The 26,157-nt window shown below is 66.8% G+C and carries 27 protein-coding genes; 18 read left to right on the top strand and 9 right to left on the bottom strand.

Translation table 11 applies throughout. The annotated features are described in order from the left end of the window. Nucleotides 1-12: 12 nt before the first annotated feature. Together V5F78_RS20855 and V5F78_RS20850 are read right to left on the bottom strand one after the other, a co-directional pair. Nucleotides 13-774: a M48 family metallopeptidase gene (locus tag V5F78_RS20855; protein WP_394070769.1), complete on the bottom strand. Its 762-nt coding sequence runs from the start codon at nucleotides 772-774 to the stop codon at nucleotides 13-15. Between the two features lie 340 nt (nucleotides 775-1,114). Continuing rightward, nucleotides 1,115-2,485 carry a polyhydroxyalkanoate depolymerase gene (locus tag V5F78_RS20850; RefSeq protein WP_394070767.1) on the bottom strand — a complete coding sequence of 457 codons (1,371 nt, stop codon included), beginning with the start codon at nucleotides 2,483-2,485 and terminating at the stop codon, nucleotides 1,115-1,117. A 156-nt stretch (nucleotides 2,486-2,641) separates the two neighbouring features. Between V5F78_RS20850 and V5F78_RS20845 the strand changes: the two genes are divergently transcribed. The 3 genes from V5F78_RS20845 (at nucleotide 2,642) to V5F78_RS20835 (ending at nucleotide 5,166) form a co-directional block, all read left to right on the top strand. After that, the gene (locus V5F78_RS20845) at nucleotides 2,642-4,000 is read left to right on the top strand and encodes an ActS/PrrB/RegB family redox-sensitive histidine kinase (protein WP_394070765.1); all 1,359 of its coding nucleotides are present in this window, start codon (nucleotides 2,642-2,644) and stop codon (nucleotides 3,998-4,000) included. A 69-nt stretch (nucleotides 4,001-4,069) separates the two neighbouring features. Beyond that, entirely contained in the window at nucleotides 4,070-4,627 is a 558-nt protein-coding gene (locus tag V5F78_RS20840; protein ID WP_394070763.1) for an ActR/PrrA/RegA family redox response regulator transcription factor, read from the top strand. A 155-nt stretch (nucleotides 4,628-4,782) separates the two neighbouring features. Further along, nucleotides 4,783-5,166, top strand: a complete 384-nt coding sequence (locus tag V5F78_RS20835) for a DUF4174 domain-containing protein (RefSeq protein ID WP_394070761.1) — start codon at nucleotides 4,783-4,785, stop codon at nucleotides 5,164-5,166. A 364-nt stretch (nucleotides 5,167-5,530) separates the two neighbouring features. Here the strand turns inward: V5F78_RS20835 and V5F78_RS20830 are convergent, their stop codons facing one another. Together V5F78_RS20830 and V5F78_RS20825 are read right to left on the bottom strand one after the other, a co-directional pair. Next, the gene (locus tag V5F78_RS20830) at nucleotides 5,531-6,022 is read right to left on the bottom strand and encodes an MmcB family DNA repair protein (protein ID WP_394070759.1); all 492 of its coding nucleotides are present in this window, start codon (nucleotides 6,020-6,022) and stop codon (nucleotides 5,531-5,533) included. Beyond that, nucleotides 6,019-6,903, bottom strand: a complete 885-nt coding sequence (locus tag V5F78_RS20825; protein WP_394070757.1) for a YihY/virulence factor BrkB family protein — start codon at nucleotides 6,901-6,903, stop codon at nucleotides 6,019-6,021. The genes V5F78_RS20830 and V5F78_RS20825 overlap by 4 nt, the downstream gene beginning before the upstream one ends. A gap of 126 nt (nucleotides 6,904-7,029) precedes the next feature. On the opposite strand from V5F78_RS20825, the gene V5F78_RS20820 reads away from it, so the two are divergent. Continuing rightward, entirely contained in the window at nucleotides 7,030-8,085 is a 1,056-nt protein-coding gene (locus V5F78_RS20820; protein ID WP_394070755.1) for an FUSC family protein, read from the top strand. 131 nt (nucleotides 8,086-8,216) lie between these two features. Next, nucleotides 8,217-9,917, top strand: coding sequence for an acyl-CoA dehydrogenase family protein (locus V5F78_RS20815; RefSeq protein WP_394070754.1), 1,701 nt, complete (start codon nucleotides 8,217-8,219; stop codon nucleotides 9,915-9,917). Between the two features lie 86 nt (nucleotides 9,918-10,003). Here the strand turns inward: V5F78_RS20815 and V5F78_RS20810 are convergent, their stop codons facing one another. Further along, complete coding sequence (locus tag V5F78_RS20810) at nucleotides 10,004-11,338, bottom strand: MFS transporter (RefSeq protein ID WP_394070752.1); 1,335 nt, start codon at nucleotides 11,336-11,338, stop codon at nucleotides 10,004-10,006. Nucleotides 11,339-11,598: 260 nt separating this feature from the next. Here V5F78_RS20810 and V5F78_RS20805 point away from each other — a divergent pair, with 260 nt between their 5' ends. Genes V5F78_RS20805 through V5F78_RS20795 form a run of 3 tightly spaced genes read left to right on the top strand, consistent with a single transcriptional unit; the run spans nucleotide 11,599 to nucleotide 12,954 of the window. Then, a complete protein-coding gene (locus tag V5F78_RS20805; protein ID WP_394070751.1) occupies nucleotides 11,599-12,102 on the top strand; it encodes a TspO/MBR family protein in 504 nt (167 codons plus the stop codon). 60 nt (nucleotides 12,103-12,162) lie between these two features. Next, entirely contained in the window at nucleotides 12,163-12,357 is a 195-nt protein-coding gene (locus V5F78_RS20800; protein ID WP_348845754.1) for a twin transmembrane helix small protein, read from the top strand. A 12-nt stretch (nucleotides 12,358-12,369) separates the two neighbouring features. Continuing rightward, the gene (locus V5F78_RS20795) at nucleotides 12,370-12,954 is read left to right on the top strand and encodes a cob(I)yrinic acid a,c-diamide adenosyltransferase (RefSeq protein WP_394070750.1); all 585 of its coding nucleotides are present in this window, start codon (nucleotides 12,370-12,372) and stop codon (nucleotides 12,952-12,954) included. A 260-nt stretch (nucleotides 12,955-13,214) separates the two neighbouring features. On the opposite strand, the gene croR is transcribed toward V5F78_RS20795, so the two are convergent. The 4 genes from croR to V5F78_RS20775 form a co-directional block, all read right to left on the bottom strand. Next, nucleotides 13,215-13,682, bottom strand: a complete 468-nt coding sequence (gene croR / locus V5F78_RS20790) for a 3-hydroxybutyryl-CoA dehydratase (protein WP_394070749.1) — start codon at nucleotides 13,680-13,682, stop codon at nucleotides 13,215-13,217. Between the two features lie 178 nt (nucleotides 13,683-13,860). Next, nucleotides 13,861-14,451, bottom strand: coding sequence for an OmpA family protein (locus V5F78_RS20785; protein WP_394015422.1), 591 nt, complete (start codon nucleotides 14,449-14,451; stop codon nucleotides 13,861-13,863). A 42-nt stretch (nucleotides 14,452-14,493) separates the two neighbouring features. Then, complete coding sequence (locus V5F78_RS20780) at nucleotides 14,494-14,913, bottom strand: cysteine rich repeat-containing protein (protein WP_394070748.1); 420 nt, start codon at nucleotides 14,911-14,913, stop codon at nucleotides 14,494-14,496. 161 nt (nucleotides 14,914-15,074) lie between these two features. Next, complete coding sequence (locus V5F78_RS20775) at nucleotides 15,075-16,397, bottom strand: HD-GYP domain-containing protein (protein ID WP_394070898.1); 1,323 nt, start codon at nucleotides 16,395-16,397, stop codon at nucleotides 15,075-15,077. A gap of 235 nt (nucleotides 16,398-16,632) precedes the next feature. Here V5F78_RS20775 and V5F78_RS20770 point away from each other — a divergent pair, with 235 nt between their 5' ends. From V5F78_RS20770 to V5F78_RS20725, 10 genes are all read left to right on the top strand, one after another. Next, nucleotides 16,633-17,298 (top strand): TetR/AcrR family transcriptional regulator, encoded by a 666-nt coding sequence (locus tag V5F78_RS20770; RefSeq protein ID WP_394070746.1) that lies wholly within the window; start codon nucleotides 16,633-16,635, stop codon nucleotides 17,296-17,298. Continuing rightward, entirely contained in the window at nucleotides 17,295-18,278 is a 984-nt protein-coding gene (locus V5F78_RS20765) for an HlyD family secretion protein (protein WP_394070745.1), read from the top strand. Before V5F78_RS20770 ends, V5F78_RS20765 begins: the two co-directional genes overlap by 4 nt. After that, the gene (locus V5F78_RS20760; protein ID WP_394070744.1) at nucleotides 18,275-19,276 is read left to right on the top strand and encodes an ABC transporter ATP-binding protein; all 1,002 of its coding nucleotides are present in this window, start codon (nucleotides 18,275-18,277) and stop codon (nucleotides 19,274-19,276) included. Before V5F78_RS20765 ends, V5F78_RS20760 begins: the two co-directional genes overlap by 4 nt. After that, nucleotides 19,273-20,400: an ABC transporter permease gene (locus V5F78_RS20755; RefSeq protein WP_394070742.1), complete on the top strand. Its 1,128-nt coding sequence runs from the start codon at nucleotides 19,273-19,275 to the stop codon at nucleotides 20,398-20,400. Before V5F78_RS20760 ends, V5F78_RS20755 begins: the two co-directional genes overlap by 4 nt. A 152-nt stretch (nucleotides 20,401-20,552) precedes the next feature. After that, complete coding sequence (gene ccoN, locus V5F78_RS20750) at nucleotides 20,553-22,211, top strand: cytochrome-c oxidase, cbb3-type subunit I (protein WP_394070740.1); 1,659 nt, start codon at nucleotides 20,553-20,555, stop codon at nucleotides 22,209-22,211. An 11-nt stretch (nucleotides 22,212-22,222) separates the two neighbouring features. Continuing rightward, the gene (gene ccoO, locus V5F78_RS20745; protein WP_394070738.1) at nucleotides 22,223-22,972 is read left to right on the top strand and encodes a cytochrome-c oxidase, cbb3-type subunit II; all 750 of its coding nucleotides are present in this window, start codon (nucleotides 22,223-22,225) and stop codon (nucleotides 22,970-22,972) included. 3 nt (nucleotides 22,973-22,975) lie between these two features. Then, complete coding sequence (locus V5F78_RS20740) at nucleotides 22,976-23,137, top strand: cbb3-type cytochrome c oxidase subunit 3 (RefSeq protein WP_348845743.1); 162 nt, start codon at nucleotides 22,976-22,978, stop codon at nucleotides 23,135-23,137. Between the two features lie 4 nt (nucleotides 23,138-23,141). Beyond that, on the top strand, nucleotides 23,142-24,038 hold the full coding sequence (gene ccoP, locus V5F78_RS20735) for a cytochrome-c oxidase, cbb3-type subunit III (protein ID WP_394070736.1): 897 nt from the start codon (nucleotides 23,142-23,144) through the stop codon (nucleotides 24,036-24,038). Nucleotides 24,039-24,141: 103 nt separating this feature from the next. Next, a complete protein-coding gene (gene ccoG, locus V5F78_RS20730) occupies nucleotides 24,142-25,617 on the top strand; it encodes a cytochrome c oxidase accessory protein CcoG (protein ID WP_394070734.1) in 1,476 nt (491 codons plus the stop codon). An 11-nt stretch (nucleotides 25,618-25,628) separates the two neighbouring features. Next, complete coding sequence (locus tag V5F78_RS20725) at nucleotides 25,629-26,132, top strand: FixH family protein (protein ID WP_394070732.1); 504 nt, start codon at nucleotides 25,629-25,631, stop codon at nucleotides 26,130-26,132. The last annotated feature ends 25 nt before the right edge of the window (nucleotides 26,133-26,157 follow it).

The raw sequence follows: 26,157 nt of genomic DNA, 5'->3' as shown, positions 1-26,157 counted from the left end.
CAACGGCCGGAGCTATTCGGCGCCGTAGCTGTGCAGGCCGGCGCCGTTGGCGCGCAGCCAGGCTTCCGCGATCTTCCGCTCGGGGAAAACACGCTCCACGGCGCGCCAGAAGCGCGGGCCGTGGTTCATTTCCAGCCGGTGCGCCACCTCGTGGGCGGCGAGATAATCCAGCACATGGGGCGGGGCGAAGATCAGCCGCCAGGAAAACGACAGGTCGCCCGAAGCAGCGCATGAGCCCCATCGGCTCGCCGTGTCGCGCAGCGTGAGCGCGCCGATCTCCACCTGAAGCGCGGCGGCGTGGCGGCGCACGGCGGCGGTCAGGTCCGCGCGCGCCTGGCGCTTCAGATAATCGGCGATGCGGCGCGCGATGTGGGGCAGGTCGCCGGACACGCACAGCAGGTGCATGCCGTCTTGCGGGTCGATCTCCACCGAGCAGGTGCCGCGCAGGCTCTCGCGATGGACGATGCGATGGGGCGTGCCGCGCACGGGAATGATCTCGCCGGGCGCGAACGGCACGCGCTGCGGCAGCCGCACGAGGCGCGTGCGCACCCAGTCGAGATGGCGCTGCACGAAGGCGTTGGCGGCCGAAAGCGGCACATGGGGCGGGGCGGTAAGGGTGACGTCGCGCGAGACGGTGCGCACCCGCAAGGTGAGCCGGCGCGCGGTGGGATGCCGCCGGACGCTGACCCGCACGGGTTCCCCATCCACCAGAAGGTCGATCCATTCGGCGCCGCGCCGCGCCGCCGGCGATGTATCCTGCCTGCGAAAGAGCATGGCATTCCGACGATTGGGTGGGCCAGGAGCGGCCAGGGACAAGCTTACCGCCGAATCTGAAAAGATTCGCCGCCGAAACGCTACCCCCCAGCCGCATCACCCCGGGGGAAAAGCCCAATTGGCCAAAGAGTGCCGACTCCCGCCCCGCCCTAGGACCGATCGACAATAATGGCTTGACGCCCGTGCAAGGGCGTCATCGCCTGCATGAGCCTATCGTCATGCACGGGCTTGTCCCGTGCATCCACGCGGCGCCGCTGGTGCCAGCCTTTCAAGACCGGCGGGGTCGGCGCGGCGTGCATGGCCGGGACGGGCCCGGCCATGACCCTGGTCGGGGCCGGCTTCAGCTCGGGAACAGCTGCGTTACATTATCGGCACTGGCGCGCGGGCCGGTCGCGGGGTGCGCGTCGGTGCGGGGGCGCTCCTGGTTCATGATGAAGTCGGAAATGCGCGGCGCGATCTCCGAGCGGAAGCGCGAGCCGTTGAACACGCCGTAATGGCCGACGCCGGGCTGAAGATAATGGGCGCGCTTGTCTTCCGGAATGTTGGCGCACAGGCGATGGGCGGCGAATGTCTGGCCGACGCCGGAGATGTCGTCCTTCTCGCCTTCCACCGTCATCAGCGCGACACTGCGCACCGCTTCCGGCCGAACCAGATGGCCGTGATGGGTCATCTCGCCCTTGGGCAGGGCGTGGGTGATGAAGCCCTTTTCAACCGTTTCAAGATAGAAGTCGGCCGAGAGGTCCATGACGGCGAGATATTCGTCATAGAACTCGCGATGCTTGTCGGCCGGCTCGCCGTCGCCCTTCACGAGGTCCTGGAACAGGTTGTAATGGGCCTTCACGTGGCGATCGAGGTTCATGCTCATGAAGCCGGTGAGCTGGAGGAACCCCGGATACACCTGCCGCATGGCGCCGGGATGGGCCCACGGCACGGTGGTGATGACATTGCGGCGAAAGAATTCGATGCCCTTGTCCATGGCCAGCCGGTTCACGGCGGTGGGCGCCTCGCGGGTGTCGATGGGGCCGCCCATCAGGATCATGGAGCGCGGCGCGTTGGGGTCCTGCTCCGCTTCCATGCGCGAGACCGCCATCAGCACCGGCACCGCCGGCTGGCACACCGCGAGCACGTGGCAGTCTCCACCGAAGCTGCGGAAGATGGAGATCAGATAATCCACGTAATCGTCGAGGCCGAAGCGGCCCTCGGCGAGCGGCACCATTTTGGCGTCGGTCCAGTCGGTGATGTAGACGTCATGGGTGGGCAGGAAGGCTTCCACCGTGCCGCGCAGCAAGGTGGCGTAATGGCCGGACATGGGCGCCACGATCACCAGCTTGGGCTGGGGCCGGCGCGGGGGATATTCGAACGCGCGCGAGAAATGCAGCAGCCGGCAGAACGGGCGGCTCCACACCGGGTTGATATGGACCGGCACCTTCATGCCGCTGACCGTGGTATGGGTGATCCCCCATTCCGGCTTTCCGTAGCGGCGGGTGGTGCGCTCGAACAGTTCGAAGCCCGCCGCCATGGACTTGCCGGCGGTGGTGTGGGACGCGGGATTCATGGGATTGGCGAAGAACATGCGGCTGGCATCGGCAAGCGCCCGCGAGGGGTTGAGCGCCGCATGCGTCATCTCGTACATCCAGTACAAAGGCGCGGACAGACTGCTTCCGTTCGCGGTTGGCTGGCGCGCGGCGCCGCCAAATTCACCGATAGCCATGGTCGTCCCTCACGTTCTTTCTTATCGCAGGAGAGTGTGGCCGGGTTTTCGAGCGGTCAATCTCGACAAAAGGTCTACTAAACGGTTGACCCATGTCATCCACCATTATGCTTGCGCCAGCCTAACGATATCCTGACGCCTTAAAGAGAACCCGGCATGCAATACGGATCTGCGACCTTCCCCTACGGAAGATCATTCGGACTTCGGCTCGACACGCTGATTCGTCTGCGCTGGCTGGCGGTGGCCGGGCAGGTTCTGGCCCTGTTGGTGGTCCATGGCCTGCTGGGATTTCCGGTTCCGCTCATCTCTTGCCTATTGGTGGTGTCGCTTTCCGCATTGGTTAACCTTCTGCTGCGGGTTCGGTTCCCGATCGCCCGCCGTTTGGAGGATGCCGCCGCCGGCCCGCTGCTCGCCTATGACGTGCTCCAGCTCACCGCCCTGCTCTATCTGACGGGCGGGCTGAACAATCCCTTCGCCCTGCTCTATCTGGCGCCGGTGACCATTTCCGCCACCGCCTTGTCCTGGAGCACCACGGTGGCGCTGGGCGTGCTGGCCATGGGATGCGCGGGGGCGGTGGGGCTGTGGCACCAGCCGCTGCCCTGGTCCGGCCCGGATGCTCCGGCCTTGCCGGACCTGTACCTGGCGGGGACCTGGGTCTCCATCGCGGTGTCGATCGGCTTCATCGGCCTGCATTCCTGGCGGGTGACCGAGGAGGCGCGCGAACTCGCCGACGCGCTCGCGGCCACCGAGCTTGTCCTGGCGCGCGAACAGCATCTCTCCCAGCTGGACGGCCTCGCCGCCGCCGCCGCCCATGAGCTCGGCACCCCGCTCGCCACCATCGCCCTGGTGGTGAAGGAGATGGCGCGCGGCACCGCGCCCGACCATCCCATGGCCGAGGACATCGCCCTGCTGCGCGATCAGGTGCAGCGCTGCCGCGACATTCTCCAGACCCTGACCTCGCTCGGCTCGGGCGACGCGCCGTTCGACCGCATGCCGCTGTCGCTCCTGCTGGAGGAAGTGGTGGGCCCGCACCGGGACTTCGGCATCTTCATTTCCGTGACCCTGCCCGAGGATCGCAGCGCCGAGCCGGTACTGGCGCGCAATCCCGGCCTCATCTATGGGTTGGGAAACTTGGTGGAGAATGCGGTGGACTTCGCAACCGCGCGGGTGGAGATCGAGGCGCGCTGGACCACCACCCGGATGGAAATCCTGGTGCGCGACGACGGACCCGGCTTCTCGCCCGAGGTGAGCGACCGCATCGGCCAGCCTTATGTGACCAGCCGCGCCCGCGATCGCCAGAACAGCGAGGAGGAAAGCGGGCTCGGCCTCGGCTTCTTCATCGCCAAGACGCTGCTGGAGCGCACCGGCGCCGCGCTGGTGGTGGAAAACCGGGCGATGCCGGGCCGTGGCGCCGAGGTGAAGATCTCCTGGCTGCGCAACACCATTGAGATGGACCCCGACGACGGCGGGACAAACCCATCTCCCGCCCCCTATGCTGAAGCCAAGCCGGGCTGAGGCGGCCGCAAGGTCACCCCGGCCGGAACAGGCGCCGCTGGAAGAACAGGCGCCCAAGAGGTAAACGAGATGATGCCTGAACCCACCTTGCCCGAGATCGAGGGCCCGCGCTCCGTCCTGATCGTCGATGACGATCGCTCGTTTCTCCAGCGCCTGGCGCGTGCGCTCGAGGCGCGCGGCTTCGAGGTGTCCACCGCCGAGAGCGTGGCCGAGGGCCTGGCCTTGGTGGAGAGCGGCGCCCCGGCCTATGCCGTGGTGGACATGCGGCTCGGCGACGGCACCGGGCTCGACGTGATCTCGGCGCTGAAGAAGAAGAGCCCGGGCGCGCGCGCCATCGTGCTCACCGGCTACGGCAACATCGCCACGGCGGTGACGGCGGTGAAGCTCGGCGCGGTGGATTATCTCGCCAAGCCGGCCGACGCCGACGATATCGTCGCGGCGCTGATGGCCAATGCCGATCACAAGCCCTCGCCGCCGGAAAATCCCATGTCCGCCGACCGGGTCCGCTGGGAACATATCCAGCGGGTCTACGAATTGTGCGGCCGGAACGTTTCGGAGACCGCCCGCCGGCTGTCAATGCACCGTCGCACGTTGCAGCGTATCCTGGCCAAGCGCGCACCGCGGTGATGCGGCCTTTGGTTGCAATCTGACTCTACGGTTGCAATAAGCGGGAACCGGCGCCGGCTTTCGGCGTTTCGGCTTCCGGCGCGGGTTCCCGCGATCCGTCCGCCCCGTGCCCGCGGGACGGCGCACCCTCATCGACGAAGCGGACTTCCGGCGGCATGGCAGGACCCACCCTCGTTCGCCTGGCCCTTGCGTTCGCCCTCACGGTGGCGCTCCAGGTGCCCTGCGCCGTGCGGGCGCAGACGCTTGATACCTATCGCGGGCGCGCGCCGGCGGTGTTCATCGTCGCGCCGGACAGCCACTCCCCGGAGCTTGCCGCGCAGGCGCAAAGCCTGAAGGCGGCGGTGGCGGGCGTGCTCGCGCGCGACCTCGTGGTGATCGAACTGGACGACCTCACGGACGACCAGCGGCAGCGCTTCGGCGTGGCGCAGGGCGCTTTCCAGGTGATTCTCGTCGGGATCGACGGCACGGTGCTCCAGCGCTGGGACGCGCCGGTGGCGCCGGCCACCTTGTTCGCGCGCATCGACGCGGCGGGCAAATAGCGCGGGTTCGGCGCCTAAAGCATGTTCGAGCGAAGCGGACACCGGTTCGCGTAAAGAAAATGCCATAACGCAATGGGTTAGAGCATTTCATCATTTCCGTAAAACGATGAAAGGCGCTAGGACCGATCGACCTCGGCGGTGCGGTGCCGCATCGCGGCGCCTGACGCCGGGTGCATGCGGTCTGGTGCGCGCGACTGTCTTTCTTTCACCGATTGTCATGGCCGGGCGCGTCCCGGCCATCCACGCCGGGCCGAACGTGCGGGCCTTGAAAAGCCGGTACCAGCGGTGCCGCGTGGATGCACGGGACAAGCCCGTGCATGACGATCTCTTCTGAACAGCGTCAAGCCATGACTGGCGATCGGTCCTAAAGGTCGCCCATGCCCCTCAGCTCGGGATCGTGCAGGGCGGCGAGGCGGCCTGCCCCTGCGCGGGCGAGGCGGATCAGCAGCGCCTTGCGGGTCGCAGCCGGCAGGGGATGGGCCGGCGCCGGGCGGATCACCGCCGCGCCGAACGCATCCCCCACCAGGATGCCGACGTCCGGGGGAAGCAGCTCCAGCGGAAACTCCACCGTCACCGCGAAATAGAGCCGGTCGCAATGGCGCCGGTACTCGGGCCATTTGGTGTCGGCGCGGAAGTCGGCGACGCTGGACTTGATCTCGACGATGCTCACCTCGCCCTTGAGATCGAGTGCGGCGATGTCCGCCCGCCGGCCCGAGGCGAGGCAGAATTCGGGAATGCCGATCAGCCCCATCGCCGCGAAATGGCGCAGCACGCCGCGCTGCAACGCCAGCGCCGTGGGGGACTGACGCCCGTCCGGCGGGGGAACCGGAGGGGCGAGTGCGTCCTCCGGCCTCACAGGTCCATCACCATCTGTTCGCGGGAGGCGGCGTTCTGGCGTGCGAGATGGCGCGCTGCCCGGGCGCGGGCGATGGCGGCGTTGAACTCGCCGCCGAACACGAAGATGGTGGCGGTGAGGTAGAGGAAAACCAGCGCGATCATCACCGAGGCGAGCCCGGCATAGGTGGTGACGTAATTGGCCGGGAATTCGGCGAGATAGATGCCGAACACGGTGGCCGCCACCAGCCAGAGCGTCAGCGTCATGACGATGCCCGGCGTCACCTCCCGCAGCGAGCGGTGCCCGGCCGGCAGCCAGAGATGCGCCACCAGCAGGCCGATAATGAGGATGATGGTGGTGGCGCCGAAGCGGGCGGCGGTGACGATGCCGCTCAGCGGCTGGAGCGCCGGCACATGATAGAGCACCGTGCGCCAGATCAGCGGCCCCAGCACCACCAGGAACGAGAGCGCCAGCATGCCGGCGGCGCCGATCACCACGAACACGATGGATTCCAGCCGCAGCCGGTACCAGGAGCGCGCCTCTTTCACCTGATAGGCGCGGTTGAGGCCGATGCGCAGGCTCTCGATGCCGTTGGAGGAGAAATACAGCGCCAGCACCACGCCGAAGGTGATGACATCGGTGCGCACGTGGCTCACCACGCTGCGGATTTCCTGGGCGATGGGCGCCGCCACCTGCTGCGGCCAGGTGTCGAGGATGAGCTGGATGGTCTCGTTGGCGAGCGGCCGCAGATCCAGAAATCCGGCCAGCGCGGTGACGAAGATCAGGAACGGGAACAGCGACATGAGGATCGACAGGGCGATATGGCTGGCGATGGCCCAGCCGTCGTCGGCGACGAAGGTCCACACCGCATCCATCACGATTCGGTAGGCACGCTTCACCATCCCCGGGCTCGTCTCCTATGGCCGCTCGCCGCGCGCCGGGTTGCCGGCGCGACGCGCATTCCTCTACGGCGCGCACATGATAAGGAGAAGCCTGTCACGGAGCCATCTGTCCAGAGGTAACTCCCTTTGCCGCATATTGATCCGGCCCATCTGCGCCTGGCCGTGCGCGCCACCGTGGCGGCGGCCGTCGCTTTCCTGCTGGCGTGGCTGCTCCATATGCCGAAGGGCTATTGGGCGGTGCTGACCGCCATATTGGTGGTGCAATCCTCCATCGGCGCGAGCCTCGCGGTGGCGGTGGATCGCTGCCTCGGGACGCTGGCGGGCGGCGCCCTCGGCGTGGCGCTGGCGATGCTCGCCGGCCCGTCCTTTAGCCTCACCTTCGCGCTGCTGCTGCTCGGCACCTTCCTCTCCGCCTTTCTCGCGGCCCGCAATCCCAGCTTCAAGCTCGCCCCGGTGACGGTGGTGATCGTGATGCTGGCGGACCCGACCCATGCCGAACCCTGGATTTCCGGCTTGGAGCGCGTATTCGAAATCGCGCTCGGCGGCGCGGTGGGCCTTGCTTGCGCCCTGCTGGTGCTGCCGGACAAGGCGCTCGGCTATCTGTTTCCCCATGTGGCCGATGCGCTGGAGGCGAGCGCGGACCTGCTGGAGGCCGGCATTGCCGCGCTGCTCGACGGCGGCCTCGATCCCGCGCGCATGGACGCCCTCAACCATAAGGTGCGCGTGACCCTGCGGGCGGCGGACGTGCGGGCCGGGGAGGCTCGGCGCGAGCGGCTTGGCCCGTTCAGCGCCGCGCCCGATCCCGGCCCCATCGTGCGCGGGGGGCGGCGGCTGTGGCATTCGGTGATCATCCTGTTGCGCGGGGCGGATCGGCCCTTGCCGCCGGCGGTGGCGGAGCAGGTGCGGCCCGTGCTCTCGGCGGCGGCGCAGGCGCTGGGACAGGGCGTGCGCGGCATTGCGTCCGCGTTGCGGGGCGGCCCGGCGCCGGTGCTTGCCGCAACCGATGCCGCCGTGGCCGCGCTCCAGGCCGAGCTGGAGCGACTGGCCAGTTCGGGCGCGCTCGCCGGCGAGGGGGCGAGCCTGATGCAGCTTTATGGGGCGGCGGCCGGCTGCGCCTATATCCACGACAATCTCAACGAACTGGCCGCCCGGCTCGCTGAAGCGCGCAAGGACGCCGCCTGACCCGGCGGGCCGCCCGGGATCGCAGCGGGAGCGGTGCCGGGCCGTCTTAGCCAAATCTCCCGTTGCGTCGCGGCGGTCGCGGGATAATCTGACAAGAAAATTCCGCACCGCACAACCAGAGGAATCCCGCCATGTCCAGCAGTGCCGCGCTTCAAGCGCTCGATGCCGCCCCCATCGACGCCGTGGCCCTCGGCCGGACGGCGACCAATGTCCTGCAGAGCGTGCTCGCGGAAGCCACCTCCCAGGTGCGCGCGCGCGTCAGCGAGGGCGGCAAGCTGTCGTCAAAGCTGCTGGACGCCGAGCAGCGCGCCTCCCACGGCCTCGCCTGGCTCGCCACCTACGTCTTCGGGGTGCGTGAGCTGGTGCATTATGCCGACAGCCTGACTGCCGCCGGCACCTTCGGCGAGACCGAGCGGCTGCTGGTGCAGATCGGCCTCGGCGAATATGTGGCGCAGATCCTCGGCGGCATTCCCATGAGCCAGGGCGAGATCGTGCGGCTGGAGGACCTGTTCCTCGGCGCTGAGACCATCGCGGCCCTGCGCGCCGAGCCGGCGATCGCCGAACTCGCCCGCGCCGGCAACACCGCCGAGAGCCGCGCCGCGCTGGCCGCCATCATCCGCGAGAGCCACAGCGGCACGGTGGGCGAAACTGGCCTCGACGAGACCATGGCGGCCATGCGCACGGAAATCCGCCGCTTCGTCGAGGCGGAGGTCGCCCCCCACGCGCATGAATGGCATCTGAAGAACGCCTATATCCCCATGGAGATCATCCAGGGGCTCGCGGACCTCGGCGTGTTCGGGCTCACGATTCCCGAGGAATACGGCGGCCTCGGCCTTTCGAAAGAGGCCATGTGCGTCGTCACCGAGGAACTGTCGCGCGGTTATATCGGCGTCGGCTCGCTCGGCACCCGCTCGGAGATCGCGGCCGAACTCATCCTCGGCGGCGGCACCGAGGAGCAGAAGGCCCATTATTTGCCCAAGCTCGCCTCGGGCGAGATCCTGCCCACGGCGGTGTTCACCGAGCCCAATACCGGCTCCGACCTCGCCTCCCTGCGCACCCGCGCGGTGAAGGAGGGCGAAGGGGAGGATGCGGTCTACAAGGTCAACGGCAACAAGACCTGGATTACCCACCCCGTCCGCGCCGATTTGATGACGCTTCTGGTGCGCACCAATCCGGCCGAGCCGGGCTATCGCGGCCTCTCCATGCTGCTCGCGGAAAAGCCGCGCGGCACGGACGAAGAGCCGTTCCCCGCCAAGGGCATGACCGGCGGCGAGATCGAGGTGCTCGGCTATCGCGGCATGAAGGAATACGAGATCGGCTTCGACGGCTTCGAGGTGCCGGCGGGCCAATTGCTCGGCGGCGAGGAGGGGCAGGGCTTCAAGCAGCTCATGAACACGTTTGAGGCCGCCCGCATCCAGACCGCCGCGCGTGCCGTGGGCGTCGCCCAGGCGGCCATGGAAACCGCGCTGCGCTATGCCGAGGAGCGCATCCAGTTCGGCAAGCCGCTGATCGCCTTCCCCCGCGTCGCCGACAAGATCGTGATGATGGCGGTGGAGACCATGATCGCCCGCCAGATCACCTATTTCGCGGCCCGCGCCAAGGACGAGGGGCGCCGCACGGATCTTGAGGCCGGCATGTCCAAGCTGCTGGGCGCCCGCGTCGCCTGGGCGGCGGCGGACAACGCCTTGCAGATCCACGGCGGCAACGGCTTCGCGCTGGAATATCCGGTCTCGCGCCTGCTGTGCGACGCGCGCATCCTCAACATCTTCGAGGGCGCGGCGGAGATCCAGGCCCAGGTCATCGCCCGCCGCCTGCTGGAAGGCGGGAACTGAGCTTTCCGCACGAAAAAGGCGGTCCCGACTTCGGCCCGGACCGCCTTTTTTCGTTTCAGCTTGGTTTCAGAGCGCCGTTTGCGCCCTTAAGCGCTCGGCAGCGGTGTCGTCACCTTGGCGCCGGCCGCCTCGCGCGCCCACAGATTGATGCCGATCAGCCCACCCATCACGCACACGGCCACCAGATAATGGGCGTGCGCCATGGGGTCGATCTGCAGCGCCAGCGTCACCAGCAGGGGCGTCAGGCCGCCGAACACCGCATAGGCCACATTGTAGGAGAAGGACACGCCCGAGAACGCCACCGCCGGCGGGAAAATGCGCACCATCACGAACGGCGTCGCCGAGATGATGCCGACGAAGAAGCCGGCCAGCCCATAGAGCGGCAGCAGCAGCCCCGGTTGCGCGCCCACCAGGGCATACAGCGCATAGACCGAGGCGCCGAGGCAGAAGCTGCCGAGCGCCAGCACCCGGCCTGCGCCGAACCGGTCACACATCAGGCCCGTGAGCACGCAGCCGATGGACAGCGTCAGCGTGGCGAGGCTGTTGGCGGTGAGCGCATCTGCGGCGCTGATGCCATAGCGGGTCTGCAGCAGGGTCGGCGTCATCAGGATCACCACCACGATGGCGGCGGAGAGCATCCAGGTGAGCGCCATGGACAGCAGCACCTGCGGCCCATAGCGGCGCATCACCAGCTTCACCGGCAGTTCGGCGGCGAGCGCCTTGCGCGCCTTCATCTCCTTGAAGATGGGGGTCTCTTCCAGCCAGGAGCGCAGATAGACCGCGCAGAAGCCGAAGATGCCGCCCAGCAGGAAGGGCACGCGCCAAGCCCAATCGTGAATCTCGGCCGGGGTGAAGCTGCGGTTGATGGCGGTGGCCACCAGCGAGCCCAGCAAAATGCCCGAGGTCAGCCCGCAGGTGAGGATGCCGCAGGCAAGGCCCACCCGCCCGGCGGGCACATGCTCGGACACGAACACCCAGGCGCCCGGCACTTCCCCGCCGATGGCGGCGCCTTGCAGCACCCGCATGGCGAGCAGCAGGACTGGGGCGGCGATGCCGATGCTCTGGTAGCTCGGCAGAAAGGCGATGCCCAGGGTGGAGAGCGCCATCAGGAAGATGGAGAGCGTGAACATGCGCTTGCGGCCGAGCGTATCGCCGAAATGGGCGAGCACGATGCCGCCCAGCGGGCGCGCCAGATAGCCGGCGGCGAAGATGCCGAACGCCTGCAATTGCACCAGCCAGTCGGGAATGCCCGGCGGAAAGAACAAATGCCCCAGCACAGTGACGAAGAACACGAAGATGATGAAATCGTAGAATTCCAGCGCGCCGCCGAGGGCGGACAGCACCAGGGTGCGATAATCCGAGGCATTCAGGCGGCGATGGCCTGAAGCGGCGGAGGGGGAAGCGGCCGAAGGCTTGGACATGGCGAACTCTTCTGGGCGCGGGGGCCGATGATGACAGTGCGTTGACAGCCCTTTGCGCTGCGATGCAGCAATATTCAAGCAGGAAAGCGCACCTTCCGGGTTCTTTGACGCATGGCGGACCCGCGTTTTCAGCAATGTTCGCAAAGCCTCGCCGGCCGCGGCCTTCTCCCTCCCCGCATTGGGTGCCCTTGACGGCCGGCGTTCGGGCCGCGAGGCTCTGTGCCTTTCCGGTCGCCCGCGGCCCTGAAGACGGAGTGCCCATGTCCGCCGCCCCGGCCGGAGCTTCCCCTGTCCTGAGATCGGTCCTGCGGTTGCTCGCCTGCCTCGCGCTGGTGGCCGTGGTGAGCCTGGTCGGCGGCCTCACCACCTATCCGCAGATCCCCACCTGGTACGCGACGCTGGTGAAGCCCGCCTGGACCCCGCCCAACGCCACTTTCCCCATCGCCTGGACCCTGCTTTACGCGATGATGGCGGTGTGCCTGTGGCGGCTGTGGGACAAGGTGCCGCCCTCGCCCGCGCGGCACCGGGCGATCGTGCTGTTCCTGCTGCAACTGGCGCTGAATGCGATCTGGTCGCCGGTCTTCTTCGGCCTTCACGCCATCTGGCCAGGCCTGCTGATCATCCTGGCGCTGCTGGTCACGCTCTTAGCGACGCTGCGTGCCTGCTTTCGGGTGGACGCCCTCGCGGGCTGGCTGCTGGTGCCCTATCTGATATGGGGCTGCTATGCCGCGAGCCTCAACGGCGCCATCGCCGTGCTGAACTAGAAGGCCGCCGGCGCAACAAGCGGTTTCCAAGCCGCATGAACATGCCATAGAGTACCCGACATGCTGCATTGGACCATCTATCTGATCATTCCGCTGGCGCTGGCCAGCGTCGCCGGGGTGCTCGTGCTCGGGCTGGTCAATCTGGCGGCCGGCGGGTCGCCGCAGCGCTCGCAGAAGCTGATGCAATTGCGCGTGCTGTTCCAGTTCCTGGCCATCGTGCTCATCATGATCACCATTTTCGCCATGGGCCGGTGACGGGGGCGCTGCGTGGTCAAGCTGAACAAGATCTACACCCGCACGGGTGACGACGGCACCACCGGGCTCGGCACCGGCGAGCGCGTGGCGAAATACGATGCCCGCGTGGAAGCCTATGGCACCGTGGACGAAACCAACGCCGCCATCGGCCTGGTGCGCCTGCATCTGGCGGACACGCCCGATCTCGACGCCATGTTCGCGCGGATCCAGAACGACCTGTTCGATCTCGGCGCCGACCTGTGCACGCCCGAGCGGCCCGGCGCGCCGCCGCCGGCCTATGAGGCCCTGCGCATCGTGCCGGCCCAGGTGGAGAAACTCGAAGCCGACATCGACCGGTTGAACGCGGACCTTGCGCCCTTACGCTCGTTCGTGCTGCCGGGCGGCACACCGGCTGCCGCCTATCTGCATCTGGCCCGCACCATCGCGCGGCGCGGCGAGCGGCAGATGGTGGCGCTCGCCCAGGCCCCGGGGGAAAAGGTGGGGCCGGCGGCGATCCAATATATGAACCGCCTGTCCGACCTGCTGTTCGTGGCGAGCCGTTATGTGAACGGGCACGGGGCGGGCGACGTGCTCTGGGTGCCGGGCGCCAGCCGCTAGAGCCGATCGCCGTTCATGGCTTGACGCCGTTGCAGCAGAGCATCGTCGTGCACGGGCTTGTCCCGTGCATCCACGTGGCGCCGCGGGCACCGGCTTTTCAAGGCCCGCGCGGCCCGGCGTGGGTGGCCGGGACGAGCCCGGCCACGACGCGCAAAAGACAACGGCTGGTGAAAGAAAGACAATCGCGCGCACTGCGGTCAGGCGCCTCGACAATGCACCCCGCCACTGATGTGCGGCGTTGACGCCCGGTGCGCGGGCGATCAGAGGGCGGCGGAGCGCAGCGGGTTCGGCGCGCTTTCGGCCTTGGCGGGCACCTTCACCCAGGCTTCGCCATCCAGCACCAATTCGTCGCCCACCTTGCAGGTGCAGGCGAGCCGCGCGCGGCGCCGCTCGGGAATAAGCTCGGCCACTTCCACCCGCACCACCACCACGTCGCCGATCTTCACCGGCGCGCGGAAATTCAGCGTCTGGGAAATATAGACCGCGCCCGGGCCGGGCAGGCGGGTGCCGAGCACCGCCGAGATCAGGCTGGCGGTATAGAGGCCGTGGGCGATGCGGGTGCCGAACGGCGTCTTGGCGGCGAAATGCTCGGAGAGATGGATCGGATTGCGGTCGCCGGTCACCTCGGCGAACCCCACCACGTCCGTGGAGACGATGGTCTTGCGCAACTCCTCCGACATGCCGACGGTGAGGTCCTCGAAATACAGCACGCGCAATTCGGGCAGCATGAACGACTCCTTGGCTGGGCTTGCCCTTCTTCCGGGGCGGGCAGGCATAAGGGTCGCAAAGCGCGCGGGTTTCAAGCGCGACCATCGGGGGAGAGCGGGGCGTGCCCGAACAGCCAGATGAGTGAGAGCGGAAAGGGCGGCGCGGGACGCTTGCGGGTCCCGCGCCGACCTTGTTGGCTCATTTGACGCCGACGCGCCCGACGGTGAAGATCTGCACCCGGCGGTTGATGGCCGAGGTGGGGTTCTTGGGGTCGAGCAGCACTTCTTCGCCGAGGCCCACCGCTTCGAGGCGATTGGGGCTGACGTTGAACGTGGTCTCAAGCGCGTTCACCACCGCATCCGCACGCGCCTGGCTGAGCTTGAGGTTGAGCTCGCGCGGGCCGGTCACGTCGGTATTGCCGGTGACGATGAACTTGTAGCCGTGCAGGATCGGGTTGTGCATCGCATCGGCGATGGAGCCGAGCGTCCGGTAGGACGAGGGCTCGATGATCGCCGAGTTGAGGCGGAACTGGATCTGCACGTTGATCTGCGGGAGCTTGTCGAGATGCAGGGCCAGCGAGGGCCGGGTGAGGGCTTCGCCGGGATACTGCACCATGTGCTGCTTGACCTGGTCGCGCATCTGCTGCGCGGTGATCACGGGTGCGGTGTCGGTGAGGCCCTGGAGGCCCTGGAGGATCTGGCCATCGTTCAGCGCGGTCTGGGCGAAGGCGGGAGCCGCGCCGAAGGTGAGCGCTGCCGCCAGCGCGAAACGGATCAGAGGCGACGTCATTGGGGTCGTCCTTGTCTTAGCGAGTGCGGGATTGGCGGACGATCACCGGTAGCCGGCGTCGGTGATGGTCTGGTTGCAGGCGGCCGAGACCACCTTGGTGGCTTCGAGCAGGCACGACAGCAGGTTGCCGTCCTGGGGCACCATGCCGGGGCACAGCCGCGCCACGTCCGCATTGCAGACCTTGATGATGTTCATCTGCGCGGCCTGGCGCTTGGCGATCGAGGCTTCGGCGGCCGCATAGTCCGCCTTGCACTGCGCGTTCACCTTGGTGATGTTCTTGTCCATGCAGGCCACCAGGGCGCCGCCGCCCAGATTGACGGTGGGACAGAACTTCTGAATGTCCTTGCCACAGCTTTTCGCCAGCATGCCGGCGGCGTCCGCGTAGCTCATGGTCTGCGCGCTAGCGCCGCCAACGGAACCTGCCAGCAGCGCAGCCGCCAGCATCACTCGAAAGCGCGTCATCCTTCATCCTCCCAGTACCCCAAGGGGAAGACTCGGCTTATCAGAAGCGCTCTACCCTCAAAAGGGCGATGGGGCCGATTTTGGCCGTGAATCGTGTTTTTTCATAAGGTTGCGCCGCACACTCGGCCGATATGGTTTACGCGGACAGGTGCCGGGACACCTCAAAACGGCGCCGTCAGCACACCTTCCGCCTGGAGAACCGCCTCCAGCGCCCTGACGCAGCGGCCATCGACGCTGGTGCCGATGCCGGCGCGCAGGATCGCCAGCGCCTGCTGCAACGGCATCGCCGGGCGATAGGGACGGTCGGCGGACAGCGCATCGAAAATATCGGCGACGGTGAGAATGCGGGTCTCGAACGCGATCTCGTCGCCCTTCAGGCCGAGCGGATATCCCTTTCCGTCCAGCCGCTCGTGATGCGCCGCCGCCATGGGTGCGAGCTTCGCGAAGGCCGAAATGCGGCTGAGGATCTCGCCGGTGTGGACCGCGTGCCGTTCCATCGTGGCCCGTTCGGCGGCATCCAGTTTGCCCGGCTTGTCGAGGATGACATTGCTGACCCCGAGCTTGCCGATATCGTGCAGCAGCGCCATGCGGCGCAGCCAGCGCCGTTGCCGCGTGTCGCATCCCAATTGCTGGGCGATGGCGTCCGAGAGCAGCGCCACGCGCTCGCTGTGCCCCGCCGTGAACGGGCTCTTGGCGTCGATCACGCTCGCGAAGCCGACCGCGATATCGTCCAGGAACGCATCGTCCATTACGGTGCAATGCTGCGCCGGGGCGAGGTTCAGCAAGCGCTGCTCCAGATCCGGCGCATCGAGCGCGCTCCAGAAGCCGGGCTCTCCGGCCGCCGCTTCCAGGGCGGCCGCGAGATCGGGATCGAACCAGCTTCCCGACCGCCGCCTGACCTCCGCAAGAGCCGCCTTGCGGCCGGCACTGAGGTGGAAGATATCGACCACCTGCGCCAGTAGCGCCACCCGCGCATAAAGCGGTATTTCGGAACCGCTGAGACCCAGCGGGAGGCCATTGCCGTTCCAATGCTCGTCGAGGGACTCGATGCCCTTGGCCACCGCGTCAGAAAAGCGCATGCGCCGGGCGATGGCACCGCCGCGCATGCAGCGGGTCTCGATGAGTTCGCGCGCCGCCGCCTTGCCGCCGCGCACCACGCGGGCAAACTGGCCCATCCGCTGGGTGAACGACGCGCGGTTGCCGGTGTGGCTCAGGAGGAAGGAGACGGTGTCGGGAAAGCCGGCGACTTTCTTATAATCGCGCTTAAAGGCGATGTCGTCGGTCATATAGAGATGGCTCAGGCGGGAGGCGTTGCTGCTGCAGCCGAGGTCCTTGAGCAGGGTTGTATAGTAAAGCTCCCACATGGCGGGGCGCGGCAGGCCGATCTGCCGGCCGACGGCCATGGCGATCCAGCATGCCCGCATGCAATGCCCTTGGGGCTGGCCTTCCGTAAGATCGAGCGCAAAGCTCAAGGCGCTGAGCATTTCCGACAGCGGCGCACGCGCACACTCCGTTTCGGGGACGGAGGCGACAGAGAACGCGTCTGACGTGTCGAGGAGCGCCTCCATGGGCGTATGCCTTTTACTTTAGGTCAATTCTAAGAAACCAAGCTCGGCTGTAAAGGTTCCATACGCCCCAAGGCCTCGGCGAGGCTTGCATGGCGATTTTTTTACGGACGACTGACTGACGAGTCAGTCATGTATATGATAGGGTGGCGGCATGAGTGATCCTCCCCCGCCGTCGAAATCCCGCAAGCGCCCTCGCGCCGCGGCAGCCAACGATCCGCACAGCCGAGAGGCGCGGCAGGCGGCGATCCTTGCCGCCGCCTTGGCGAAATTCACCGAGCACGGCTATGCGGCGACCCGGCTGGACGATGTGGCCCGCGCCGCCGGCATCGCCAAGGGTACGCTCTATCTCTATTTCCCCGACAAGCAGGCGCTGTTCGAGGCGGTGGTGAAAGCCACCGTGGCGCCGGTGTTGAGCGATGCGGCGGCCCTGCTGCCCGCCTATCAAGGCACCACGCGCGAGCTGCTGCACACGATTTCGGAAATCTTGATCTCGCGCATCGTCGAGGGGCCGCCACGGGCTATTTTGCTGCTGATGATCGCGGAGGGGCCGCGCTTCCCGGAGCTCGCAGCGTTCCATTATCGCGAGGTCGTCTCGCGGGGGGTGGCGCTGATCCGCGCCATTGCCGAGCGCGGGCTTGCCCGCGGGGAGATCACCTCCGACGCCGCCGTCCGCTTCCCGCAGATCGTGATCGCCCCCGCCATGACGTCTCTGGTCTGGAACAGCCTGTTCGCCCATATCGAGCCGCTCGACGTGCGCGCCTTCATCCAAACCTATCGGGACGTGCTGTTGCGCGGCCTCGGGAGCACCGACGCATGAGCCCCGCCCGTGTGCGCGCCGCCTGTGCGCGCCTGTCCCCGTTCGCCGTGCTGGCGCTGCTCGCGCTCGCCGGCTGCTCGGCACCGCCGGACAACCAGTTCACCGGCTATGTGGAAGGCGATCTGCTGTTCATCGGCCCGCAGGAGGCCGGGCGCGTGGTGACCCTGCCGGTCGCCGAAGGCAGCGCCGTGAAGGCGGGTTCGGTGATCGCGACCGTGGAGGACGATGTCCAGAAGGCGGACCTCGCTGCCGCGGTCGCCGCATTGGGCGAGGCCCAGGCGCGGCTCGACAAGGCGCAGGCGGCCCAGCAGCGGCCGGAGGAAATCGCCATTCTCGAGGCCTCCCAGCGCCGGGCGAGCGCGGCGCTCGATCTCTCGCGCATCGAGCTTCAACGCCAGAAGGCCCTGGTGCCGAAGGGCGCCTCCTCGCAGGCGAACCTCGACACGGCCCAGCACCAATACGACCAGAACCAGGCCAGCCTCGACGAGGTGCAGCGCCAGATCGACAATGCTCGCATCGCTTCGCGCGATGAGGACATCGCCGCCGCTCAGCAAGCGGTGAAGCAGGCGCAGGCCAATCGCGACGCCGCCCAGATCCGGCTCGACCGGCGCGCGCTGAAGACGCCGTCGGACGCCACTGTGCAGACACTCTATTATCGCGTGGGCGAACTGGTGCCGGAAGGGCGGCCGGTGGCTTCGCTGCTGCCGCCGGGGCTGGTGAAGGTGCGCTTCTTCGTGCCGCAGGCGGCCTTGGCCAAGATCGCGCTCGGCGCCCCTGTCGACGTCTCATGCGACAGCTGCCCTCAGCTTACCGCCGACATCACCTTCATTGCCGATGCCGCCGAATATACCCCGCCGGTGATCTACAGCCGCGAGGAGCGTGCCAAGCTGGTCTATCTGGTGGAAGCGCGCCCGCGCGATCCCTCCGCCGCGCGGCCGGGACAGCCGGTCACGGTGACCCTGGCGGGGCCGCCCCGGTGAGCGCGCCCGGTCCGACCGCCCCGGCGCCCGCGCCGCCTCCGGACGAGGCCAACGGCCGCGAGATCGTCATCGAGGTGGAGGGGCTGCGCAAATCCTTCGGCAGCCGGGTGGTGGTGGACAATCTCTCCATGCGCGTGCGCAAGGGGCAGATCTACGGCTTCCTCGGGCCCAACGGCTCCGGCAAGACCACCACCATTCGCATGCTGTGCGGCCTGCTGACCCCGGATGCCGGGCGCGGGACCTGCCTCGGGCTCGACATCCTCACCCAGGCGCGCGAGATCCGCAGCCATGTCGGCTACATGACGCAGAAATTCTCGCTCTATGCCGACCTCTCGGTGCGCGAGAATTTGGAATTCGTCGCCCGCCTCTATGGTGTGCCGAAGCCCGAGCGCGCCGCCCAGCAGGCGCTGGAGCGCCTGGGCCTGGAGGGGCGCGGCAAGCAGCTCGCGGGGGAATTGTCCGGCGGCTGGAAGCAGCGCCTGGCGCTCGGGGCCTGCATCCTGCCCTCGCCTGAACTGCTGCTGCTGGACGAGCCCACCGCCGGCGTCGATCCCCAGGCGCGGCGCGAATTCTGGTCGCAGATCCACGCGCTCGCGGCGGAAGGGCTGACCGTGCTGGTCTCAACCCATTACATGGACGAGGCGGAGCGCTGCCACGAGATCGCATACATCGCCTATGGCCATCTGCTGGCGGAAGGGCGCGTGCCGGACGTGATCGCCGCCTCCGGCCTCTCCACCTATACCGTTGAAGCGGTGGCTGGCGCCGATCCCGGCCGCACCATGGCGGTGCTGGCGCGCGAGCTGGAGTCCGCGGCCGGGGTGGACATGGTGGCGCCGTTCGGCAACCGCCTGCACATTTCCGGGCGCGACCTCAAGGCCCTCGATGCCGCGCTGGCGCCCTATCGCACGCGGCCGGACCTTGCCTTCCAGAAGGATTCCCCCACGCTGGAAGATGTGTTTATCGACCTCATGAGCCGGTCGAAGGACACGCTGCGATGATCGGCATTCCCGGCTTTGCCCGCCGCGTGTCGGCGATGGTGCGCAAGGAATTCATCCAGCTGCGGCGCGACCGGGTGACGTTCGCGACCATGATCATGATCCCGCTGCTGCAATTGGTGCTGTTCGGCTATGCCATCAACACCACGCCGCGCCATCTGCCGACGGCCGTGTTCAGCCACGAGAACAATGAGGTGACGCGGGCGATCCTTGCCGCGCTGCGCAACACCGCCTTCTTCGAATTCACCCGCGAGGCGAAGAGCGAAGCGGAGGCCGAGCATTTGGTGCGTGGCGGGGAGGTGCTGTTCCTGGTGGAGATTCCCGCCGGCTTCGAACGTGCGCTGCGGCGTGGCGAGGACCCGCAGCTGCTGGTGGCGGCGGATGCGACCGATCCCGTGGCGGCAGGCAATGCGCTCGGTGCGCTCGCCGGCATCGTCGGCACGGCGCTCAAGCAGATCCGGTACGTAGATGCGGCCGGGACGATGCCGTTCGAGATCGTCCAGCACCGGCGCTACAATCCCGCCGGCACCTCCCAGCTCAACATCGTGCCGGGCCTGCTCGGCACCATCCTCACCATGACCATGCTGATCTTCACCGCTTTGTCGGTGACGCGCGAGGTGGAGCGCGGCACGCTGGAGAGCCTGCTCTCCATGCCGATCCACCCGGTGGAGATCATGCTCGGCAAGATCATCCCCTATGTGCTGGTGGGCGTCCTCCAGGCGGTGCTGATCCTCGGCGCGGGGGTGGTGCTGTTCGGTGTTCCGGTGGAAGGCTCGCTGCTTCTGCTGTGCATCGTGACCTTGCTGTTCATCACCGCCAATCTCGCGGTGGGCTATACTTTCTCCACCCTGGCGCAAAACCAGCTCCAGGCGGTGCAGATGTCGTTCATGTTCTTCCTGCCGAACATCCTGCTCTCCGGATTCATGTTTCCCTTCGCCGGCATGCCAGTGTGGGCGCAGTGGATCTCCGAATGCCTGCCGCTGACGCATTATCTGCGCATGGTGCGCGGCATCCTGCTGAAGGCCTCCACCTTCGCCGACCTTCAGCTCGACATCGCCATTCTGGCGCTTCTCATGCTGATCGCCATGGGCATTGCGGTGGCGCGGTTTCGCCAAACTCTGGACTGATCCACGCCACTCTTTCGCCACGGGTGCGGCAATGCGGCCTCCGGGTGATCCCGTAGCTTTGACCTGTATCAAGGAGAAAGAGCGTTCGCGGCCCATTTTGCCCCCAAGGCTTGCAGGGCGGGTTTGCACCGCCCCCGCGCAAGGGGTGCCCAATGTCCATTGTCCAGACACCGACCACGAAGAGCATGACATTTGGGGAAGTTGGTCTCCTGGTCGTGTTTTCGTTTTTCGCTTTCTTCGCCGTTGTGGTGGCCGCCAAGGCCCACACGTCGGCTTATGCTTTCCACGCCTTCGTGTTCGCCGCGGCGAGCGTCGCCGCTGTGTTCGCCATCGGCAATCGCTACATGGACCGCGACGCGGTGCTGCCGCCGCAGACCATCGACGGGAAGCCCAATTACAATATGGGCCCGGTGAAGGTCGGCACGCTGCTGGCCGTGTTCTGGGGCATCGCGGGCTTCCTGGTGGGCGTCATCATCGCCCTTCAGCTGGCGTTCCCGCTCCTGAACTTCGACCTGCCCTGGACCTCGTTCGGCCGGCTGCGGCCGCTGCACACCTCGGCGGTGATCTTCGCCTTCGGCGGCAACGTGCTGATCGCCACCTCGTTCTACGTGGTGCAGCGCACCTCCCAGGCGCGCCTCGCGGGCGATCTTGCCCCCTGGTTCGTGATCTGGGGCTATAATCTCTTCATCGTCATCGCGGGCACGGGCTATCTGCTGGGCATCACCCAGGGCAAGGAATACGCCGAGCCGGAATGGTATAGCGACCTGTTCCTCACCGTCGTGTGGGTCACCTATTTCCTCGTGTTCCTGGTCACGGTGCTGAAGCGCAAGGAGCCGCATATCTATGTGGCGAACTGGTTCTACTTTGCCTTCATCCTCACCATCGCGGTCCTGCATCTGGGCAACAATGCCGCGATCCCGGTCTCGGTGTTCTCGCCCAAGTCCTACATTCTGTGGTCGGGCGTGCAGGATGCCATGGTGCAATGGTGGTACGGCCATAACGCGGTGGGCTTCTTCCTGACCGCGGGCTTCCTGGCGCTGATGTATTACTTCATCCCCAAGCGCGCGAACCGGCCGGTCTATTCCTATCGCCTGTCGATCGTGCACTTCTGGGCCCTGATCTTCCTCTATATCTGGGCCGGCCCGCATCACCTGCACTATACGGCGCTGCCGGACTGGGCGCAGACGCTGGGCATGACCTTCTCCATCATGCTCTGGATGCCCTCCTGGGGCGGCATGATCAACGGCCTGATGACCCTCTCCGGCGCGTGGGACAAGCTGCGCACCGACCCGGTCATCCGCATGATGGTGGTGTCCGTCGCCTTCTACGGCATGGCCACCTTCGAAGGCCCGATGATGTCGGTGAAGGCGGTCAACTCGCTCAGCCACTATACGGAATGGGGCATCGGCCACGTGCATTCCGGCGCGCTCGGCTGGGTCGCCTACATTTCCTTCGGCGCCATCTATTGCCTGGTTCCCTGGCTGTGGAACAAGAAGGACATGTATTCGGTGAAGGCCATCAACTGGCACTTCTGGATCTCGACGCTGGGCATCGTGCTCTACATCTCCTCGATGTGGGTCGCGGGCATCCTCCAGGGCCTCATGTGGCGCGCCTATACCTCGCTCGGCTTCCTTGAATATTCCTTCATCGAGACCGTCGAGGCGATGCATCCGCTTTATGTGATCCGGGCGCTGGGCGGAATCCTGTTCCTGATCGGCGCGCTGATCATGGCCTGGAACGTGATCATGACCATCCGCTCGCCGGAGACCGTCGCCGAGACGACTGGCGCCGCGCTCGCTCCCGCCGAATGACGGAGATAGAGATGTCGACCAAGACCGCTTCGATCTGGAGCAAGCACGCGATCTTCGAGAAGCACTCGCTGATCCTGCTCCTGGGGGTGCTGGTGGTGATCTCCATCGGCGGCCTCGTGGAAATCGTGCCCCTGTTCTACCTCAAGAGCACCATCGAGAAGGTGGATGGCATTCGCCCCTACACGCCGCTGGAACTGGCGGGGCGCAACATCTACTTGCGCGAGGGCTGCTACAATTGCCACAGCCAGATGATCCGCCCGCTGCGCGACGAAGTGGAGCGCTACGGCCATTATTCGCTGGCGGCGGAAAGCATGTACGACCACCCGTTCCAGTGGGGCTCCAAGCGCACGGGGCCTGATATCGCCCGCGTCGGCGGCAAGTATTCGGACCTGTGGCAGCTTGAGCATCTCAACAACCCGCGCTCGGTGGTGCCGGCCTCGATCATGCCGAGCTATCCCTGGCTCGCGCACAACAAGCTCGACGCCAAGCATATCGCCGACGACATGAAGGTTCTGCGGGTGGAGGGCGTGCCCTACACCGACGAGATGATCGCCAATGCGCAGGCCGACCTGAAGACCCAGTCCACCACCGACGCCGACGACATGGATGCGCTCCAGAAGCGCTATCCCAAGGCCCAGGTGCGCGATTTCGACGGCAATCCGGGTGAGCTGACCGAAGCCGACGCCCTGATCGCCTACCTCCAGATGCTCGGCACGCTCGTGGACTTCAAGCTCTACGACGACAAGGCGAATGTGAGGTGACCCATGCGTGACATCTACATGTTCTTGGCGTCATTCGCGCAGACCTGGGGACTGATGCTGTTCTTCCTCGGTTTCGTCGGTGTGATTGTCTACGCCTTCTGGCCTTCGAAGAAGATGCAGAAGAACTTCGACGAAGCCGCCCAAATTCCGCTGAAGGAGGATTGATCCCGTGAGCACCGCACACGAGAGCCACGACGCACACGTGGATCACGCACACGTGGACGCCGCCAGCGGGACCGCCACCACCGGCCACGAATGGGACGGCATCCGCGAACTCAACAATCCGCTGCCGCGCTGGTGGCTGTGGACCTTCTACGCCTGCATTTTCTGGGCGGTCTGCTATTGGATCGCCTTCCCCGCCTGGCCGCTGGTCTCCAACTATACCACCGGCGTGCTCGGCTGGAATTCGCGCAGCGCGGTCCAGGGCCAGCTCGCCGACCTGCGGGCGCTGCGGGCGGCAACGTCCGAACGCCTCGCAACGGCCTCCCTCCAGGAGATCGAGAAGAGCCCCGAGCTGCTGGCGCTGGCGCGGGCCGAAGGGCGGGTCGCCTTCGCCGACAATTGCGCGCCCTGCCACGGGGCGGGCGGCGGCGGCGCCAAGGGCTTTCCCAACCTCAATGACGATGACTGGCTGTGGGGCGGCACGCTGGCGCAGATCCAGGAAACCATCACCCACGGCATCCGCTCGGGCGACGATCTTGGCCACCAGGGCAACATGACGCCGTTCGGCGCCGTGCTCTCCAAGGCCGAGATTTCGGATGCGGCGGATTTCGTGCGCTCGCTGACCGGCCTGGTGCCGGCGGATACGCCGAGCGTGCAGAAGGGCGCGGCGGTGTTCAAAGCCAATTGCGCCGTCTGCCACGGTGAAAATGCCAAGGGGAACCAGGAGCTTGGCTCCAAGAACCTGACCGACGGCATCTGGCTCTACGGCAGCGACAAGGCGACCATCGTCCAGACCATCACCTACGGCCGGGGCGGCGTGATGCCGGCCTGGGGGGCGCGCCTCTCGCCCACGACCCTCAAGGCCCTGACCGTCTACGTTCACACGCTGGGCGGCGGCCAATAGCAAGCCGGCCCTCCGCCGGAGCCGGCCTGCGGGCCGCACGGCGGAGGGATCCCGCGTCGTCCACGCCTTCCCCCATGGGGGCGGGCAAAAGATCAGTGATGTGATGACCGTTCCCGCCGCCAAGACCCGCACGACCCCGCCGGCAGCACCGGACATCGACGCCGACGATGCGCCGCTGTATGCCGCGCGCCGCGCGATCTATCCCCAGAGCGTCCACGGCACCTTCCGGCGCATCAAGTGGATCGTGCTCATCGTCACGCTCGGCATCTATTACTTCCTCCCCTTCGTGCGCTGGGATCGCGGGCCGGATGCGCCCAACCAGGCGGTGCTGATCGACTTCCCCGCCCGGCGCTTCTATTTCTTCTTCATCGAGATCTGGCCGCAGGAATTCTATTATGTGGCCGGCCTGCTGATCCTCGCGGCGCTGATCCTGTTCCTGATGAATGCGGTCGCCGGACGCGTCTGGTGCGGCTATCTGTGCCCGCAGACCGTGTGGACCGATCTGTTCATGGCCGTGGAACGGCTGATCGAGGGCGACCGGCGCGAGCGCATCGCCGCCGACAACGCCCCCTGGACCATCGACAAGTTCGCCCACAAGGCGCTGAAGCATACGCTGTGGCTGCTCATCGCCTGGTGGACCGGCGGCGCCTGGGTGCTCTATTTCGACAATGCCCCGACCCTGGTGCGCGAGCTCGCCACCTTCCAGGCCTCGGCGACCGCCTATATCTCGATCGCGGTGCTGACCTTCACCACTTACGTGCTGGCCGGCCACATGCGCGAGCAGGTGTGCACCTATATGTGCCCCTGGCCCCGCATACAGGCGGCGCTGACCGACGAATACGCGCTCAACGTCACCTATCTCCTCGATCGCGGCGAACCGCGCGGATCGCTGAAGAAGGTCGCGCAGCTGCGGGCCGAGGGCAAGCCGGCGGGCGATTGCATCGACTGCAACCAGTGCGTCAACGTCTGTCCCACCGGCGTGGATATCCGCAAGGGTCTGCAGCTGGACTGCATCCAGTGCGGCCTGTGCATTGATGCCTGCGATACCGTGATGGACAAGATCCACCGCCCGAGCGGGCTGATCACCTATGAATCCGAGGCCAATCTGGAGGCGCGGGCGCGCGGCGAGGCACCGGTGCGGCGCATCGTGCGCATGCGCACCATTCTCTATGCGGCGCTGATCTGCGGCATCGGCGCCCTGATGCTGACGACGCTTGTGAACCGTTCCAGCGAGGGCCTCGCCGCCATCCATGATCGCAACCCGGTGTTCGTGCGCCTGTCTGACGGAGCGCTGCGCAACGCCTATACGCTGCGGCTGATCAACAAGAAGCTGTATGACCGCACGTTCGCGCTCTCGGTGTCGGGCGTGCCAGGCGCCAGCCTCACCGTGGTCGGCACCGACGCCGGATCGGAGCACGACGCCCTGCTCGTCGGCCCCGATACGACCCGCGAGGTGCGCGTGCTGGTGACCACCAAGGACAAGCTCGCCGCCGGCGCCTCCCTGCCGGTGACCTTCGAGATCCGCGACACGGCGACCGGCGTCGCCGCCCGTGCCAGCGATCATTTCATCGCGCCGTAGGGGAATAGACGATGGCACAGCTCGGCCTTGCTCAGAAGCCGCCGCGGGAACTCACCGGCCGCATGGTCCTGTTCATCACCCTCGCCTTCTTCGGCGTGGTGGTGAGCGTGAACGTGGTCATGGCAAGGTTCGCCGTCACCACGTTCGGCGGCGTGGAGACTGAAAGCTCCTACAAGGCGGGCCTTGCCTTCCGCAGCGAGGAAGAGGCGGCGGCCCAGCAGGCGACGCGCGGCTGGAATGTGGAAGCGGATGTCGAGAGCCAGGGCGCGGAGCGCCACATCGTGCTGATCGTGCGCGACGCGGCCGGCAAGCCTTTGAGTGGGCTTGAGGTGACGGGGCGTCTGTTCCATCCCACCGACGCGCGCGGCGATGTGATCCTGGCGCTCGCGGACCTCGGCAACGGCCGCTACAAGGGCGCCGCCACCGCCCATTCCGGCCAATGGGATCTCATGCTTGATCTTGCGCAAGGCGGGCAGCGCCTGTTTCGGTCCAAGAACCGGGTTCAACTGCACTAGCCGCGCCCGCCGTAGGGGCGCCGGT

It is taken from the genome of Roseixanthobacter glucoisosaccharinicivorans, assembly GCF_043195095.2.
In the GTDB taxonomy this organism is placed as follows: domain Bacteria; phylum Pseudomonadota; class Alphaproteobacteria; order Rhizobiales; family Xanthobacteraceae; genus NCEH01.
The sequence above is the reverse complement of the archived record's forward strand: the minus strand, read 5'-3'. Positions and strand labels throughout refer to the sequence as shown.